The sequence below is a fragment of the Cupriavidus sp. D384 genome (assembly GCF_001652915.1).
GTDB lineage: Bacteria > Pseudomonadota > Gammaproteobacteria > Burkholderiales > Burkholderiaceae > Cupriavidus.
Genome location: NZ_BBQI01000010.1, coordinates 34,569 through 47,942 on the forward strand (window position 1 = coordinate 34,569; position 13,374 = coordinate 47,942).

Here is a 13,374-nt window from a genome sequence, read left to right on the forward strand (position 1 = left end):
GTTCAATACAGCGCCAACGCGGCCTGGCCCGCCTGCGCGCGGCCCGGCCCACCTGCGCCGCCGGGCTGCAGCACGCCCTCCAGGCCCAGCAGCGCACGCTTGCGATCGACCCCACCCGCATAGCCGGTCAGCGCCCCCGAGGCGCCCAGGACGCGATGGCATGGCACGATGACCGACAGCGGATTGCGCCCCACGGCCCCGCCCACCGCGCGCGAATGGCTCGGCGGCAGGCCCAGGCCAGCGCCCAATTGTCCGTACGTCGACGTTTCGCCAAATTCGATGTCGCACAGGGCCTGCCAGATCCGTTGCTGGAAGGCGCTGCCGGCAAACCGGATCGGCACCGTGAACGTATGCAGCCGGCCGTCGAAATAGGCGTCGAGTTCGTCCGCCGCCTGCGCCAGCACGCGCGCATCGGCGTCGGACGCCGGCCCCGTGGCACTTGCCTGGCTGGGGTAGTACTTCTGTCCCGCGAAGAACACGCCCGTCAGCAGGCCGTCTTGCGCGCGCAGCAGGATGTTGCCCAGCGGGCTGTCGATGATCTGATAGCTGTTCATGCTGCTTCTTCCTCGCTGTCCTTGATGTTGCTGTTCCGGATGTCATTGCCGCCGACGCCGCCAGCCGGCGCCTGCGCACCATCCTTGATTTCCTCGTAGCGATGCCACAGATGGATCGCCGCATAGGCCCGCCAAGGTGCCCATTGCGCGGTCTTTGCCTGCATCGCCCGCACGGTGCTGACGTCCAGCACCTTGCGCAGTGCGTAGTCGGTGCCGGGGAAGGCATCGGGCCAGCCCAGCGCGCGCATGGCTACGTATTGCGCCGTCCAGTCACCGATGCCTTCGATCGCGCAAAGCCGCGCGACGGTGTCGTCCGGCGCCGCATGCGGATCGAGCCGGATCTCGCCGGCTGCCACCTGCCGTGCCAGCGCCCTGATCGCACGGATCTTCGGCACCGATACCCCGGCCGCCTGGTAATCGGCATCGGGCAGCGCGGCCAGCGCCTGCGCGGTGGGGAAGGCATGGGTCAGCGGCGCCGCCGGATCGGGGCCGCCCGGATGCGCCAGGCCCGCCAGCGCTTGCGCTGGCAACGGTTCGCCAGCGATGCGTACCAGCCGCGCCAGAATGCGGCGCGCCTGCACCACCGAAATCACCTGTCCGACGATGGCCCGCACTGCAATCTCCAGCCCGTCGAACGTGCCCGGCAGGCGCATGCCCGGCGTGCCCGCCGCCAGTTCGCCCAGGTGGGCGTCCACGATATCGGGCCGGCAACCCAGGTCGCACAGGCGGCGCACCTTGCCCAGCGCCTGCGGAATCACGTGCGCCAGCGAGCCGGACAACGTGACCCGCACCACCGTGCGCTTTGGCACGTGTTCCAGCCGCACCCAGCCGAGGTGCCGGTGGCCGCCCGCCTCGATGGCGATGGTGCGCGTGTAGACCTCGCCGTGACACTGGTCGATGCCGTCGACGGCCCGCACTGCCAGGAAGCCCAGCCATTCGGCCCAGGCCAGCGGCGGACGATAGCCGAGCTCGAAAACCAGGCGATCGGCCATGCCGTCGGCAGCCCGCTTGCGCATCGCCAGTGGCGTCAGGCCATAGCGCTCCTTGAGCACGTCGTTGAAGCGGCGCACGCTGCCAAACCCGGCCGCCAGCGCCACTTCGGTCACGGGCAGCGCGGTATCGGTCAGCAGGCGCTTGGCCAGCAGCAGCTTCTGCGTCTGCGCATATTCATGCACCGACACGCCAAACTCGGCATCGAACAACCGGCGCAGGTGACGCTCGGTCACGCCGATCCGCGCGGCCAGCTGTGCCACGCCGGCGCCCGTCATGAAACCTTCGTCGATCAGTGTGGCAGCGGCCTGCGCCAGCCGCCCGGAGATGTCGGCCAGGCCATGGCCCGGGGCCAGTTCCGGACGGCAGCGGAGGCACGGCCGGAAGCCATGCTTTTCCGCTGCCGCGGCGGATTCGTAGAACGTGCAGTTTTCGCGCTTCGGCGTGCGCACCGCGCAGATCGGCCGGCAGTACACGCCCGTTGACGACACGCCTACGAAGAAGCGTCCGTCGAAGCGGCGGTCGTGTGACGCAACGGCCTTGTAGCAGGTGTCGGGATCGAGTTCCATGGCCTGCATCCTACGCCAGGGCGGCGCGCCGGATGCGCTGGAATCGGACATTCTCCTGAAACCGTTCCGGAGGAATGGCGACGTCACTTTGCGCCCGATTCTGAAAGTGCGGTCGACCGCGTTGCACGGCACGCCGCTAAGGCTAGAATCTGCTCACCTGCGGCGTTGCGCGCCGCTTCTGGAGTTTGCATGAATCGTCGTCCCGTTGCCGGCATGACCCGCATGGCCGCCATTGCCGTGACCCTCGTATGCGGCCTGAGCATCCCCGCCGCCCACGCGGCGCGCACCGGGCCGCTGGCGGCACCGCCGCCTGCCGCGCCAGTGGCACGCGCCACGCCCGTCACCACAGTGGAAGGCATCACCGAATACCGGCTGCCCAACGGACTGCGCGTCCTGCTGGCGCCCGACGACGCGCAACCCACCACCACGGTCAACATGACCTACCTGGTGGGCAGCCGCCACGAGAACTACGGCGAAACGGGCATGGCGCACCTGCTTGAACACCTGCTGTTCAAGGGCACGCCGTCGCTGCCGGGCAAGACCATTCCCACCGAGTTTGCGCGGCGCGGCATGCAGTACAACGGCACCACGAACCAGGACCGTACCAATTTCTTCGAGACCTTCGCGGCCAGCGAGGACAACCTCGACTGGGCATTGCGCATGGAGGCCGACCGCATGGTCAACAGCTTCGTCGCGCGCAAGGACCTGGACAGCGAAATGACCGTGGTGCGCAACGAAATGGAGATTGGCGAGAACAATCCCATGCGCATGCTGCAGCAGCAGATGTACGCGGCGGCCTACCGCTGGCACAACTACAGCAAGGCCGTGATCGGCGCGCGCAGCGACGTGGAACGCGTGGGCATCGACAACCTGCAGGCGTTCTATCGCCGTTACTACCAGCCCGACAATGCGGTGCTGGTGGTCACCGGGCAGTTCGACCCCGCACGCACGCTGGCCCGGATCGAACAGGCCTTCGGACCGATTCCGCGTCCGGCGCGCGTACTGCCGACCGAATACACGGTCGAGCCCGCCCAGGAAGGCGCGCGCGAACTGACGCTGGTGCGGCCTGGCGACAGCAGCATCGTGTCCGCGATGTATCACGTGGCGCCCGGCGCCCACCCCGACATCACCGCGCTGGACATGCTGGCGGTCATCCTGGCGGACACGCCGGGCGGCCGGCTGGAGCGCAGCCTCGTGGACACCCGCAAGGCGGCATGGCAGGGGTCGCTCTTCACGTCGATGAAGGATCCGGGGGTGATCCAGTTCGCGGCGGGCACCAGCAAGGATCGTCCGATCGAACCGGTGCGCGATGCGCTGATCGCCACCGTGGAGGGTGTCGCGACGCATCCGGTGACCGACGAGGAAATCGAGCGCGCCCGTGTACGGCTGCGCAACGCCTATGAGAAAACGCTGAACGATCCGGCCGCCTACGGCGTCGCGCTGTCGGGGGCGATTGCCAAGGGCGACTGGCGTCTGTTCTTCATCAACCGCGACCGCGTGGAGACCACGACCCGGGCCGACGTGCAACGGGTGGCGGAAAACTACTTCCGCCCGGCCAATCGCACGGTGGGCGAGTTCGTGCCGGGCGACAAGCCGCAGCTGGCGGCCATCCCGGCCGCGCCCGACCTGGCCGCGCTGACGCAGCATTACACAGGCAAGCCGGCCGCGCAGGCGGTGGCCGCCTTCGATCCAGGCCCAGCCAATATCGATGCGCATACGGTGCGCCAGACGCTGCCCAATGGCATGCAGCTGGCATTGCTGTCCAAGCCCACGCGCGGTGGCGCCGTCAACGGCACGCTGATCCTGCGCATCGGCAACCTCCAGGCGCTGCAGGGCAAGAATTCGGTCGGATCGCTGACCGGTGCGATGCTAGACCGCGGCGCTGGGGCCTTCACGCGGCAACAGATCGCCGACCGCTTCGAGGCCCTGAAGGCCAACGTATCGATCTCCGGCAGCGACGAACGCGTGACCGTCCGCTTCGACACGCGGCGCGAGTACCTGCCCGACGTGCTGGCCTTGCTGCGCACCGTGCTGCGCATGCCGACCTTCCCGGGCAACGAACTGGAGACGTTGCGGGCCAGCAGCATTGCCGGCATCGAGAGCCAGCGCAAGCAGCCCAACGCGCTGGCGCCGAATGCCCTGGGCCGCCACGGCAATCCGTACGCGCCCGGCGACCCGCGCTACACGCCAACGTTCGACGAAAGCGTGGCGCAGTTGCGTACCGTTTCGGTGGCCGACCTGCGGGACTTCCACGCGCGCTTTTACGGCGCGGAGCATGCACAGCTGGCGATTGTTGGCGATTTCGATGCCAACGACGCCGTCCGGCAAGCCGGGTTCCTGTTTGGCGACTGGCGCGCCGAGGTGCCGTTCGAGCGGGTGGACCGGCCTTTCGTGGCAATTCCGGCTACCGATTTCACGCTCGACACACCGGGCAAGGCCAATGCGGTCTACGTGGCCGCGCAGCCCGTGGACCTGGTCAGCGACTCGCCCGACTACCCGCTGATGCTGATCGCGAGCCGCGTGTTCGGCGGTACCGGCATGCGCAGCCGGCTGGCAGACCGCCTGCGCCAGGTGGACGGCATCAGTTATGGGGTGTCCAGCTCGCTGACAATCGGCGCGCTTGATCGCGCGGGACGGTTCGGGCTCTGGGCCGCCTATGCTCCACAGAACCTGCCGCGCCTGCGCAAGGCCGTCGACGAAGAGATGGCACGCTTTGTCCGCGATGGCATCACGGCCAGCGAACTGTCGGAAGCGGCCAGCGGCCTTCTGCAGCAAGGCATGGTCAGCCGCACGCGCGATGGGGCGCTGGCTGGCGCGCTGGCCAACCAGGCGTACCTGGGCCGGACCATGGCCCACACGGCGGCCATCGAGGAAGGCATCCGCACGGCCACGCCGGCAGCCGTCAATGCCGCGATCCGGCGCTATCTGGGCCCGGCCATGCTGACGCAGGCATTCGCTGGCGATTTCGGCGCGGGCAATGGGGTGCCGGCGGCGGTTCCTGCCGAAGCCGGAACACCTGCGGCCGCCGCACCGCCCGACGCCAGCAAGCCTTGAGCCGTCCGGGGACGCGACCCCACGCGGCCCTTGAGACAACCGCCCGATCACTGTATATTTATACAGTCCTTTTTGTGACTTGAGGTATGGATGTCAATTGTGCGAGCTGGCAGCAAGGCGGAAGCGCTCAGGCTTCTGGCCTCGGAGCAGGCGCTTGGGCTTGAGCTGGACTATGAGACCGGATGGCAGGATGCCATCGAGCTCGGCCGGCTGGGCGAGAAGCGCGGCATCAAGGTGCAATATCGCGGACAGGAAAGTATCGCCGTCCGCTCACGTGAAGCCCTGCTTGAAGGGCTGAGCAGGCCCAAGACCACGTTCCGGCAGCGCAACCTGTACTGCCAGTTCGACCTGGGCCTGCTGGCCGATCGGGATTTGCTGGACCTTGAAGCCAAGGCATCGCGCCTTGGCGACTACATCCTGGCGGGCCATCTGCTGCGAGAAGTCGACACGATCTGGGCCTGAGCCCCGATCATCGGCGCGGCGTCAACGCGTCGCGCGGCTTACTGCCAGACGCGCGTGGCGCCGGCCCAGCGCGCGGCCGCCGACACGTGCATCAGCGCGCAGTCGGCCTCGGTGGCGGGCAGGGTGGGCTCGGCAGCGGTTGTCACGTTGGAACACAACACCGCCGTGACCAGCGTCTTGATATGGCCGCGCCCGGTATCGGCAAGCTCGGCCAGGCGATCGTATCCGTCGAGCACGATCAGGCTGTCGCCGGCACGCGAATCAAGATCCAGCGAGTAGAGATGGTCGCATTCGCAGCGCATGGTGCCGCCCGCCACCGCCACGACAATGGCGCTGGGCAGCGCCAGTCCGCAATCGCGCACGGCGTGGCGCAGGCGGTCGAGGTGTGCCTGGGCACGATAGTCGCGTGCCGAATGCGTCGGCTCGGGGCCGTTCGACAGTGCCATCAACGTGTCGGCCGACACCACCAGCGTGTAGGCCTGCAGCGTGGTGCGATACGTCGCCACCACGGCGCGCAGGCGATGCACTGCGCCGTGGTTGTCTGCAGCGGCCATCCCCTGTGGGGCCGCAACCTGGATCTTGCTCATCCTGTCTCCTATCCCCTTGGGTCAGTCCGCTGCGTTCAGCCGGATCAGTCGCGCAGCAGCTGCTTGGCGATGATCAGTTGCTGGATCTGCGTGGTGCCTTCGTACAGGCGCAGCAGGCGCACATCGCGGTAGAACCGCTCGGCCTTGTATTCGGCGATGTAGCCGGCGCCGCCGTGGATCTGCACGGCGCGATCGGCCACGCGGCCCACCATTTCGGTACAGAACATCTTGGTGCAGGACGCCAGCATGCTCACCTCGGGGTCGCTCTGGCCGGCCGGCTTGGCGTCGTAGCGCTGCGCGCAGTCGCGCACCATCGACAGGCCGGCGTACAGTTCGGCCTGGCTGTCGGCCAGCATGGCCTGGATCAGCTGGAAGTCGCCAATCGGCTTGCCGAACTGCTTGCGCTCCTTCGCATAGGCCACGGCATCGGTAATCAGGCGATGTGCCATGCCGCAAGCCAGCGCGGAGATATGCAGGCGGCCACGATCCAGCACCTTCATGGCCGTCTTGAAGCCCACGCCCGGCACGCCACCGATGATGTTCGCGGCCGGCACGCGCACGTTTTCGAGCACCACGTCGCACGTCTTGGTGCCGCGCTGGCCCATCTTCTTGTCGGGCTTGCCCAGCGAGATGCCCGGGGTGTCGGCCGGTACGATGAACGACGAAATGCCCGAGGCACCGGGGCCGCCCGTGCGGGCCATCAGCGTGAAGGCGCCGGCGCGCGGGGCGTTGGTGATGAACCGCTTGGTGCCGTTGATGACGTAGTGGTCGCCATCCAGCTCGGCACGCGTCTGCAGCGATGCGGCGTCCGAACCGGCGTTCGGTTCGGTCAGCGCGAAGGAGATGACCAGTTCGCCGCTGGCGATCTTGGGCAGGTAGGTCTGCTTCTGCTCTTCCGTGCCATCCATCAGGATGCCCTGCGAGCCAATGCCCACGTTGGTGCCGAAGACCGAGCGGAACGCGAAGGCCGTGTGGCCGAGGTCATAGACCACATCGCATTCCTGCGACATCGACAGGCCGATGCCACCGTAGTTTTCCGGGATGGAGATGCCGAACAGGCCCATCTCCTTCATGTCGGCCACGATGTCGGCCGGCACGTCATCGATTTCCTCGAGAGTATCTTCGGCCGGCTTCAGGCGCTCATCGATGAAACGCTGCACGGACGCGCGCAGCAGGGAAAAGGATTCGGCGTCGAGGGCCATGACAGTCTCCGGGTGAGTCGGTACAACAACAATGGCCGCCAATGGTACGCCGACCATCGATTTTGACAATCCACGCCAACTTGGACAGAACCGTCAAGATAATTTGACAATAGCCAGAAAGGCTCTATTGGTCACATTTCTTGCGGGCCAGCGACTCACGCGTATAGCCATGACTCACCCTTAGCTGGTGTTCGATCTCGTCGGCCTGGTCCAGGCAGGCGAACACCAGGTCGTCCCGAAATTTCTGCGTGACACCGCGCAGGCGCGGGGCTTCATAGGAAATCTGCCGCGCGCGGCAGCGCAGGAACAGCAGCGTTTCCTCGGAGGCCGTCCGCAGCTGCGCCTTGTTGATGCGCTGGCACTGCACGAGGTTGGGATCGCCCTCGGCCAGCACGGCCACGGCGGGGAGCCACAGCAACGGGGCCAGCAGGAATGGCAGGAAGCGCAGATTGGACATTGACAAGGGAGTTGAAAGGCACGGCGTTCAGAATCGAACTGCATGATTGCGCAGCCGTGCGGCCCACGCAAGCCGGTGCTGTGACCGATGTCATGGGTCAGGATTTTCGTGCCGCCACGGTGCGTTTTGTAAAAACTCTATTCAGCCCGTCGGACAATGCGGCGCAAAACCCCTGCTGGCAAGGCATTTGCAATACGCAGGCGGCACAATGAAAGCCGCCCCCCTTGGGTGGCCGGCCGTTCCGCGCTACGCTGGGCGGGCACACGGGCCCGACTTGCGACGCCCCAGGCCGGCATGGCGGTTTTGCCGATTCACGTCGCACCTCGCTCTCCTCGTCCGTACCCAGCGGCTCCCCCGCCGCCAAGCCAAGAACAGAAGGTCCTATGACAGACATCGCCTCCTCCGCCGTCAACGGCACGGCACCGTCCCCCGAAGAAACCAGAAAGCGCGTCTTTGCCATCGTGGCCGCGTCGTCGGGCAACCTCGTGGAATGGTTCGACTTCTATATCTACGCATTCAGCGCGATCTATTTCGCGCCGGCCTTCTTCCCGAAGGGCGACCCTACGGCACAGCTGCTGAACACCGCCGGCGTGTTTGCGGCGGGCTTCCTGATGCGGCCGATCGGCGGCTGGCTGTTTGGCCGCATCGCCGACCGCAACGGCCGCAAGAACTCGCTGCTGATCTCGGTGGTCATGATGTGCTTCGGCTCGCTGCTGATTGCCTGCCTGCCCACCTACGCGTCCATCGGCAACTGGGCGCCAGCGCTGCTGCTGGTGGCGCGGCTGCTGCAGGGCCTGTCGGTCGGCGGCGAATACGGCACCACCGCCACCTACATGAGCGAAGTGGCGCTCAAGGGCAGGCGCGGGTTCTTCTCGTCGTTCCAGTACGTGACCCTGATCGGCGGCCAGTTGCTGGCGGTGCTGGTCATCGTGCTTCTGGAACAGTTGCTGACCGAAGCCGAACTGAAATCCTACGGCTGGCGCATTCCGTTCGTGGTGGGCGCCGTCACGGCCGTCGTGGCGTTGTTGCTGCGCCGCACGCTGCATGAGACCACCACCGCGCAGCAGCGCAACAGCAAGGAAGCGGGCACCGTGAGCGAGATCTTCCGCCATCACAAGGCCGCGTTCTTCACCGTGCTCGGCTATACGGCCGGCGGGTCGCTGATCTTCTACACGTTCACCACGTACATGCAGAAGTTCCTGGTCAACACGGCCCACCTGCCGATCAAGACCACCAGCTACGTGATGACGGTCTGCCTGTTCCTCTACATGTGCATGCAGCCGTTCTTCGGCGCGCTGTCCGACCGCATCGGCCGCCGCCACAACATGATGCTGTTTGGCGCGCTGGGCACCATCGCCACGGTGCCGATCCTGACCGCGCTGAAGACGGTTTCCAGCCCGGAACTGGCCGGCCTGCTGATCTGCGTGGCGCTGGCCATCGTCAGCTTCTATACGTCGATCAGCGGCATCGTGAAGGCCGAGATGTTCCCGCCCGAAGTGCGCGCGCTGGGCGTGGGCCTGGCCTACGCCATCGCCAATGCGCTGTTCGGCGGCACGGCCGAATACGTGGCACTGGGCCTGAAGTCGGTGGGCCACGAGACGGCGTTCTACTGGTATGTCACCGTCATGATGGCCATCGCCTTCCTGGTCAGCCTGCGGCTGCCGCGCCAGGCGAAGTACCTGCATCACGAGCACTGAGACACCCGCCGAGACGCGCACGCCTGGCGTCATGGCAAACTGAGGGGCCTTCGGGCCCCTTTTTCATTTCCGCGCCAGCTTCGTCATGGACCTCAACGCCCTGCGCCTGTTCGTCGATATCGTCGACGCCGGCAACCTCAGCGCCGCCGCGCGCAAGCTCAAGATGACGCGCGCCAATGTCAGCTACCACCTCAAGGCGCTGGAAGAAGAACTGGGCGTGCAGTTGCTGCGCCGGACCACGCGCCACGTGGAACCCACGCCGGTGGGCGCTGGCCTCTACGAGCACGGCAGGAACATCCTGGGCGAAGTGGCGGCCGCCAATGCGCTGATCAGCAGCATGGGCAAGAGCCTGCAGGGCCATGTGCGGCTGTCGGTACCTACCGGCCTGGGGCACGCCATGCTGTCGCCGCTGCTGGTGCAGTTCAAGCAGCGCTATCCAGACATCACGCTCGACGTGGTGTTCGACAACCGCATCCACAACCTGGTCTCCGAAGATGTCGAGGTGGCGCTGCGCATCATCTCGACGCCGCCCGATTCGGTCGTGGCGACCGAGATCGGCGCGGTCGACTGGATTGTCTGCGGCGCACCGGCCTATCTGGCCGGCAGGCCGAAGCCGGCGGTGCTGGCCGACCTTGGCGCCCATGCCATCGTTTGCGCATCGCCAATCGGCCAGAAACTCAAGGCCTCGGGTATCCGCCACGCCACCGGCGAGCGCGAACAGGTGGTGCTGGCGCCCACGCTGAGTTCCGAAAACTTCGCGTTCCTGAAGGATGCGGTGGTCAGCGGCCTGGGCATCGGCATCTTTCCGCTCTATGCGGTGGGCAAGGATCTGGAAGACGGCACGTTGGTGCCGCTGCTGCCCGACTACCGCATCAGCGTGTTCGGCAGCAAGCTCTACATGCTGACGATGCCCAATCGCTACCAGACCATGGCTACGCGCTACCTGCTGACGTTCCTGAAGACCGAGCTGCAGGCAATCTGGCCTCGCATGCGCGGCGACAGTGCCTATAGTGAGAACACTCAGGACTAAACCACGCCCAAGCGCGCGGGAAGGAAGACGATCATGGCAATGGCAGGCACCCTGGCTGGCCGGCTCAGCCGCATGAACAGCCGGTTCGACATTATTCGTCACCCCTACAGTCTCAGCAGCATGGCCACGGCGCACGCGGCACATGTACCGGGGCATCGGCTCGCCAAGACGTTGCTGCTCGAGGATGAAGGCGGCTACGTGGCCGCCGTGATCCCGTCGAACCACCATCTGCAGCTGTCGACGCTCTGCGACATGACGGGCCGCAAGCTGGTACTGGCGCACGAGGACGAGATCCGCGAAGTCTTCAAGGATTGCGATCTCGGCGCCATCCCGCCGTGCGCGATGTCGTACGGCATGCAGACCTACGTCGACGAAAGCCTGTTCGAGGAACCCGAAGTCTGGTTCGAGGCGGGCGACCACCTGGAACTGGTCCACATGGACCGCGACCAGTTCATGATGCTGATGGAAGACGCGCAGCGCGGCAAGTTCTCGCGCGTGATGATGTCGTAGCCTTCTCCTGGCGTTTCACGCCCCTGGCAGCGTCGCCGCACTGGCGACGCTGTCGTCTTTCAGGTCCACGCCGGATCGCCCCAGCGCCACCGCGCCCCTTAGCAAGAACGCCAATCTGTCAGCCGCCTGCGAATAGGGCAGCCCTTCCGGCCGCACGTTCGAAATACAGTTCCGCTGCGCGTCGGTACGCCCCACACGCGGATCGTAGGTCAGGTAGATCCCGAGGCTGTCGGGCGAACTGAGCCCCGGCCGCTCGCCGATCAGCATCACCACCTGGCGCGCCTGCAGCCGTTCGCCGATCTCGTCGCCCAGCGCCACGCGCGCCTGGCGGGCCACCACCACCGGGCCGATGCGCCATGGCGGCAGCCGCGCCAGCACGGCCTGCAGCAGCGGCAGCGCGTGGCGTTGCGCGGCCAGCGCGGACAGGCCATCGGCAATCACAAAGACCACATCGTATGGCTGGGGATCGGGGGCCAGCGCTGCGCGGCTGTCGTCGTCCAGCCGGCGGCCCAGGTCGGGGCGGCGCAGGTATTCCTGGCGGTCGTGCGCGGCACTGTGGGCATGCACCACGTCCAGCCCGGCGGCCTGCAGCGCGGCGCCGATGGCCTGGGCGTCCAGTGGCAGGTGTACCGCATCGCGCGCCTGCGCATGGGCCAGCCCGAATGCCAGCACCGTGTCCGTGGTCTGGGCGTGACCTGTGCGGCCGATCGCCACGCGGGCACGCGTGAACTGGCGCAGCCGGCGCCAGGGATCTGCGGACTGCCCGGGGGGCTCCGGAGGCTTGGTGGGTGCGGGGCGGTTCGGCATCGGCATCTCCTGGATCGGGGTCAGAGCGATTCGGCCATCGTCAGCAACGGCTGCCGCGCGGAGGGCGCCAACAGCCGGCCGGCGCTGTCCAGCATGCCCATGCGCTGCAGCCAGGCCTCGAACTCGGGAGCGGGCCGCAGGCCCAGCACCTCGCGCAGGTACAGCGCATCGTGGAACGACGTGCTCTGGTAGTTCAGCATGATGTCGTCGGCGCCGGGCACGCCCATGATGAAGTTGATGCCGGCCACGCCAAACAGCGTCAGCAGCGTGTCCATGTCGTCCTGGTCGGCTTCGGCGTGGTTCGTGTAGCAGACGTCGCAGCCCATCGGCACGCCCAGCAGCTTGCCGCAGAAATGATCTTCCAGGCCGGCCCGGATGATCTGCTTGCCATCGTAGAGGTACTCGGGGCCGATAAAGCCCACCACCGTGTTGACCAGCAACGGCTCGAAGCACCGTGCCACGGCATAGGCGCGGGCCTCCATGGTCTGCTGGTCCACGCCATGGTGGGCGTTGGCCGACAGCGCGCTGCCCTGGCCGGTCTCGAAGTACATGACATTGTTGCCCACCGTGCCGCGCGCCAGCGACAACGCCGCCTGCCGCGCCTCGTCGAGCAGCGCCAGCGAGACGCCGAACGCCGCGTTGGCGGCCTGGCTGCCGGCCACGGACTGGAACACCAGGTCGACCGGCGCGCCCTGCTCCATGGCGCGCAGCGTATTCGTGACATGAGTCAGCACGCACGATTGGGTGGGCACGTCGTAGCGGGCCCGGATGTCGTCGATCAGCTTCAGCAGCGTGACGATGGCGCCAAGGTTGTCGCTGGCCGGATTGACGCCAATCGTGGCGTCGCCGCAACCATAAAGCAGCCCGTCGACGATGGACGCCGCAATGCCGCGCGGGTCGTCGGTCGGATGATTGGGCTGCAGCCGCACGGCCAGCCGGCCGGGCAGCCCGATGGTGCCGCGAAAACGGGTCACCACCCGGCACTTGCGCGCCACGGCCACCAGGTCCTGGTTGCGCATCAGCTTGCTGACGGCGGCCGCCATTTCCGGGGTGATGCCGGGCGCCACCCGGGCCAGCGCGGCGGCATCGGTCTCGTGGCGCAGCAGCCAGTTGCGGAAATCGCCCACGGTCAGGCTGGCGATTTCCGCAAAAGCCGCCGCATCGTGGCTGTCGACGATCAGCCGCGTGACCTCGTCGTCCTCGTAGGGCACCAGCGCTTCGGTCAAGCAGCGGGCCAGCGGCATGTCGGCCAGGGCCATGCGGGCCGCCATGCGCGCTTCCTCGCTGTCGGCGGCAATGCCGGCAAGCGCGTCGCCCGAGCGCGCCGGACTGGCGCGGGCCAGCAGCGTGCGCAGGTCGGCAAACACGTGCCGGCGGACGCCGACGGTATGGGTAAAGGCCATGGCAGGCGGTCTCCTGGCGCGGCTGCGCCGTCTTCTGCTCCCAAATATAGGC

At 66.9% G+C, this 13,374-nt stretch carries 13 protein-coding genes; 6 read left to right on the forward strand and 7 right to left on the reverse strand.

Annotated features, from left to right (window positions below; translation table 11 throughout):
- Positions 1–2: 2 nt before the first annotated feature.
- Together A9J21_RS05135 and A9J21_RS05140 are read right to left on the reverse strand one after the other, a co-directional pair.
- The gene (locus A9J21_RS05135; protein WP_066732572.1) at positions 3–554 is read right to left on the reverse strand and encodes a methylated-DNA--[protein]-cysteine S-methyltransferase; all 552 of its coding nucleotides are present in this window, start codon (positions 552–554) and stop codon (positions 3–5) included.
- On the reverse strand, positions 551–2,113 hold the full coding sequence (locus A9J21_RS05140; RefSeq protein WP_082926236.1) for a DNA-3-methyladenine glycosylase 2 family protein: 1,563 nt from the start codon (positions 2,111–2,113) through the stop codon (positions 551–553). Before A9J21_RS05140 ends, A9J21_RS05135 begins: the two co-directional genes overlap by 4 nt.
- A gap of 189 nt (positions 2,114–2,302) precedes the next feature.
- On the opposite strand from A9J21_RS05140, the gene A9J21_RS05145 reads away from it, so the two are divergent.
- Both A9J21_RS05145 and A9J21_RS05150 read left to right on the forward strand, forming a co-directional pair.
- Positions 2,303–5,167, forward strand: a complete 2,865-nt coding sequence (locus A9J21_RS05145) for a pitrilysin family protein (RefSeq protein WP_066732574.1) — start codon at positions 2,303–2,305, stop codon at positions 5,165–5,167.
- 90 nt (positions 5,168–5,257) lie between these two features.
- Positions 5,258–5,629 (forward strand): PHA-granule associated protein 4, encoded by a 372-nt coding sequence (locus A9J21_RS05150; protein WP_066732576.1) that lies wholly within the window; start codon positions 5,258–5,260, stop codon positions 5,627–5,629.
- A 38-nt stretch (positions 5,630–5,667) separates the two neighbouring features.
- Here the strand turns inward: A9J21_RS05150 and A9J21_RS05155 are convergent, their stop codons facing one another.
- The 3 genes from A9J21_RS05155 to A9J21_RS05165 form a co-directional block, all read right to left on the reverse strand.
- A complete protein-coding gene (locus A9J21_RS05155; RefSeq protein WP_066732578.1) occupies positions 5,668–6,216 on the reverse strand; it encodes a hypothetical protein in 549 nt (182 codons plus the stop codon).
- A 44-nt stretch (positions 6,217–6,260) separates the two neighbouring features.
- Positions 6,261–7,418, reverse strand: coding sequence for an acyl-CoA dehydrogenase family protein (locus A9J21_RS05160; protein ID WP_066732580.1), 1,158 nt, complete (start codon positions 7,416–7,418; stop codon positions 6,261–6,263).
- 124 nt (positions 7,419–7,542) lie between these two features.
- The gene (locus tag A9J21_RS05165; RefSeq protein ID WP_066732583.1) at positions 7,543–7,875 is read right to left on the reverse strand and encodes a hypothetical protein; all 333 of its coding nucleotides are present in this window, start codon (positions 7,873–7,875) and stop codon (positions 7,543–7,545) included.
- Between A9J21_RS05165 and A9J21_RS31370 the strand changes: the two genes are divergently transcribed.
- The 4 genes from A9J21_RS31370 to A9J21_RS05180 all read left to right on the forward strand — a co-directional run bounded on the left by A9J21_RS31370 (position 7,875) and on the right by A9J21_RS05180 (position 11,112).
- Positions 7,875–8,087 (forward strand): hypothetical protein, encoded by a 213-nt coding sequence (locus A9J21_RS31370; RefSeq protein WP_156545671.1) that lies wholly within the window; start codon positions 7,875–7,877, stop codon positions 8,085–8,087. The genes A9J21_RS05165 and A9J21_RS31370 overlap by 1 nt on opposite strands.
- A 171-nt stretch (positions 8,088–8,258) precedes the next feature.
- Positions 8,259–9,572: an MFS family transporter gene (locus A9J21_RS05170; RefSeq protein WP_066732585.1), complete on the forward strand. Its 1,314-nt coding sequence runs from the start codon at positions 8,259–8,261 to the stop codon at positions 9,570–9,572.
- Positions 9,573–9,657: 85 nt separating this feature from the next.
- Positions 9,658–10,602: a LysR family transcriptional regulator gene (locus A9J21_RS05175; RefSeq protein ID WP_066732587.1), complete on the forward strand. Its 945-nt coding sequence runs from the start codon at positions 9,658–9,660 to the stop codon at positions 10,600–10,602.
- 33 nt (positions 10,603–10,635) lie between these two features.
- Positions 10,636–11,112: an aminoacyl-tRNA deacylase gene (locus A9J21_RS05180; protein ID WP_066732591.1), complete on the forward strand. Its 477-nt coding sequence runs from the start codon at positions 10,636–10,638 to the stop codon at positions 11,110–11,112.
- Positions 11,113–11,127: 15 nt separating this feature from the next.
- Here the strand turns inward: A9J21_RS05180 and eutC are convergent, their stop codons facing one another.
- Both eutC and A9J21_RS05190 read right to left on the reverse strand, forming a co-directional pair.
- Positions 11,128–11,919 (reverse strand): ethanolamine ammonia-lyase subunit EutC, encoded by a 792-nt coding sequence (gene eutC / locus A9J21_RS05185; protein WP_066732654.1) that lies wholly within the window; start codon positions 11,917–11,919, stop codon positions 11,128–11,130.
- A gap of 20 nt (positions 11,920–11,939) precedes the next feature.
- Positions 11,940–13,322, reverse strand: coding sequence for an ethanolamine ammonia-lyase subunit EutB (locus tag A9J21_RS05190; RefSeq protein WP_066732594.1), 1,383 nt, complete (start codon positions 13,320–13,322; stop codon positions 11,940–11,942).
- Between the last annotated feature and the right edge of the window lie 52 nt (positions 13,323–13,374).

What these genes read in the sequence shown, in the direction of transcription:
- A9J21_RS05135 (WP_066732572.1), bottom strand. Translation starts at nt 554, where the DNA reads ATGAACAGCTATCAGATCATCGACAGCCCGCTGGGCAACATCCTGCTG.
- A9J21_RS05140 (WP_082926236.1), bottom strand. Translation starts at nt 2,113, where the DNA reads ATGGAACTCGATCCCGACACCTGCTACAAGGCCGTTGCGTCACACGAC.
- A9J21_RS05145 (WP_066732574.1), top strand. Translation starts at nt 2,303, where the DNA reads ATGAATCGTCGTCCCGTTGCCGGCATGACCCGCATGGCCGCCATTGCC.
- A9J21_RS05150 (WP_066732576.1), top strand. Translation starts at nt 5,258, where the DNA reads ATGTCAATTGTGCGAGCTGGCAGCAAGGCGGAAGCGCTCAGGCTTCTG.
- A9J21_RS05155 (WP_066732578.1), bottom strand. Translation starts at nt 6,216, where the DNA reads ATGAGCAAGATCCAGGTTGCGGCCCCACAGGGGATGGCCGCTGCAGAC.
- A9J21_RS05160 (WP_066732580.1), bottom strand. Translation starts at nt 7,418, where the DNA reads ATGGCCCTCGACGCCGAATCCTTTTCCCTGCTGCGCGCGTCCGTGCAG.
- A9J21_RS05165 (WP_066732583.1), bottom strand. Translation starts at nt 7,875, where the DNA reads ATGTCCAATCTGCGCTTCCTGCCATTCCTGCTGGCCCCGTTGCTGTGG.
- A9J21_RS05170 (WP_066732585.1), top strand. Translation starts at nt 8,259, where the DNA reads ATGACAGACATCGCCTCCTCCGCCGTCAACGGCACGGCACCGTCCCCC.
- A9J21_RS05175 (WP_066732587.1), top strand. Translation starts at nt 9,658, where the DNA reads ATGGACCTCAACGCCCTGCGCCTGTTCGTCGATATCGTCGACGCCGGC.
- A9J21_RS05180 (WP_066732591.1), top strand. Translation starts at nt 10,636, where the DNA reads ATGGCAATGGCAGGCACCCTGGCTGGCCGGCTCAGCCGCATGAACAGC.
- eutC (WP_066732654.1), bottom strand. Translation starts at nt 11,919, where the DNA reads ATGCCGAACCGCCCCGCACCCACCAAGCCTCCGGAGCCCCCCGGGCAG.
- A9J21_RS05190 (WP_066732594.1), bottom strand. Translation starts at nt 13,322, where the DNA reads ATGGCCTTTACCCATACCGTCGGCGTCCGCCGGCACGTGTTTGCCGAC.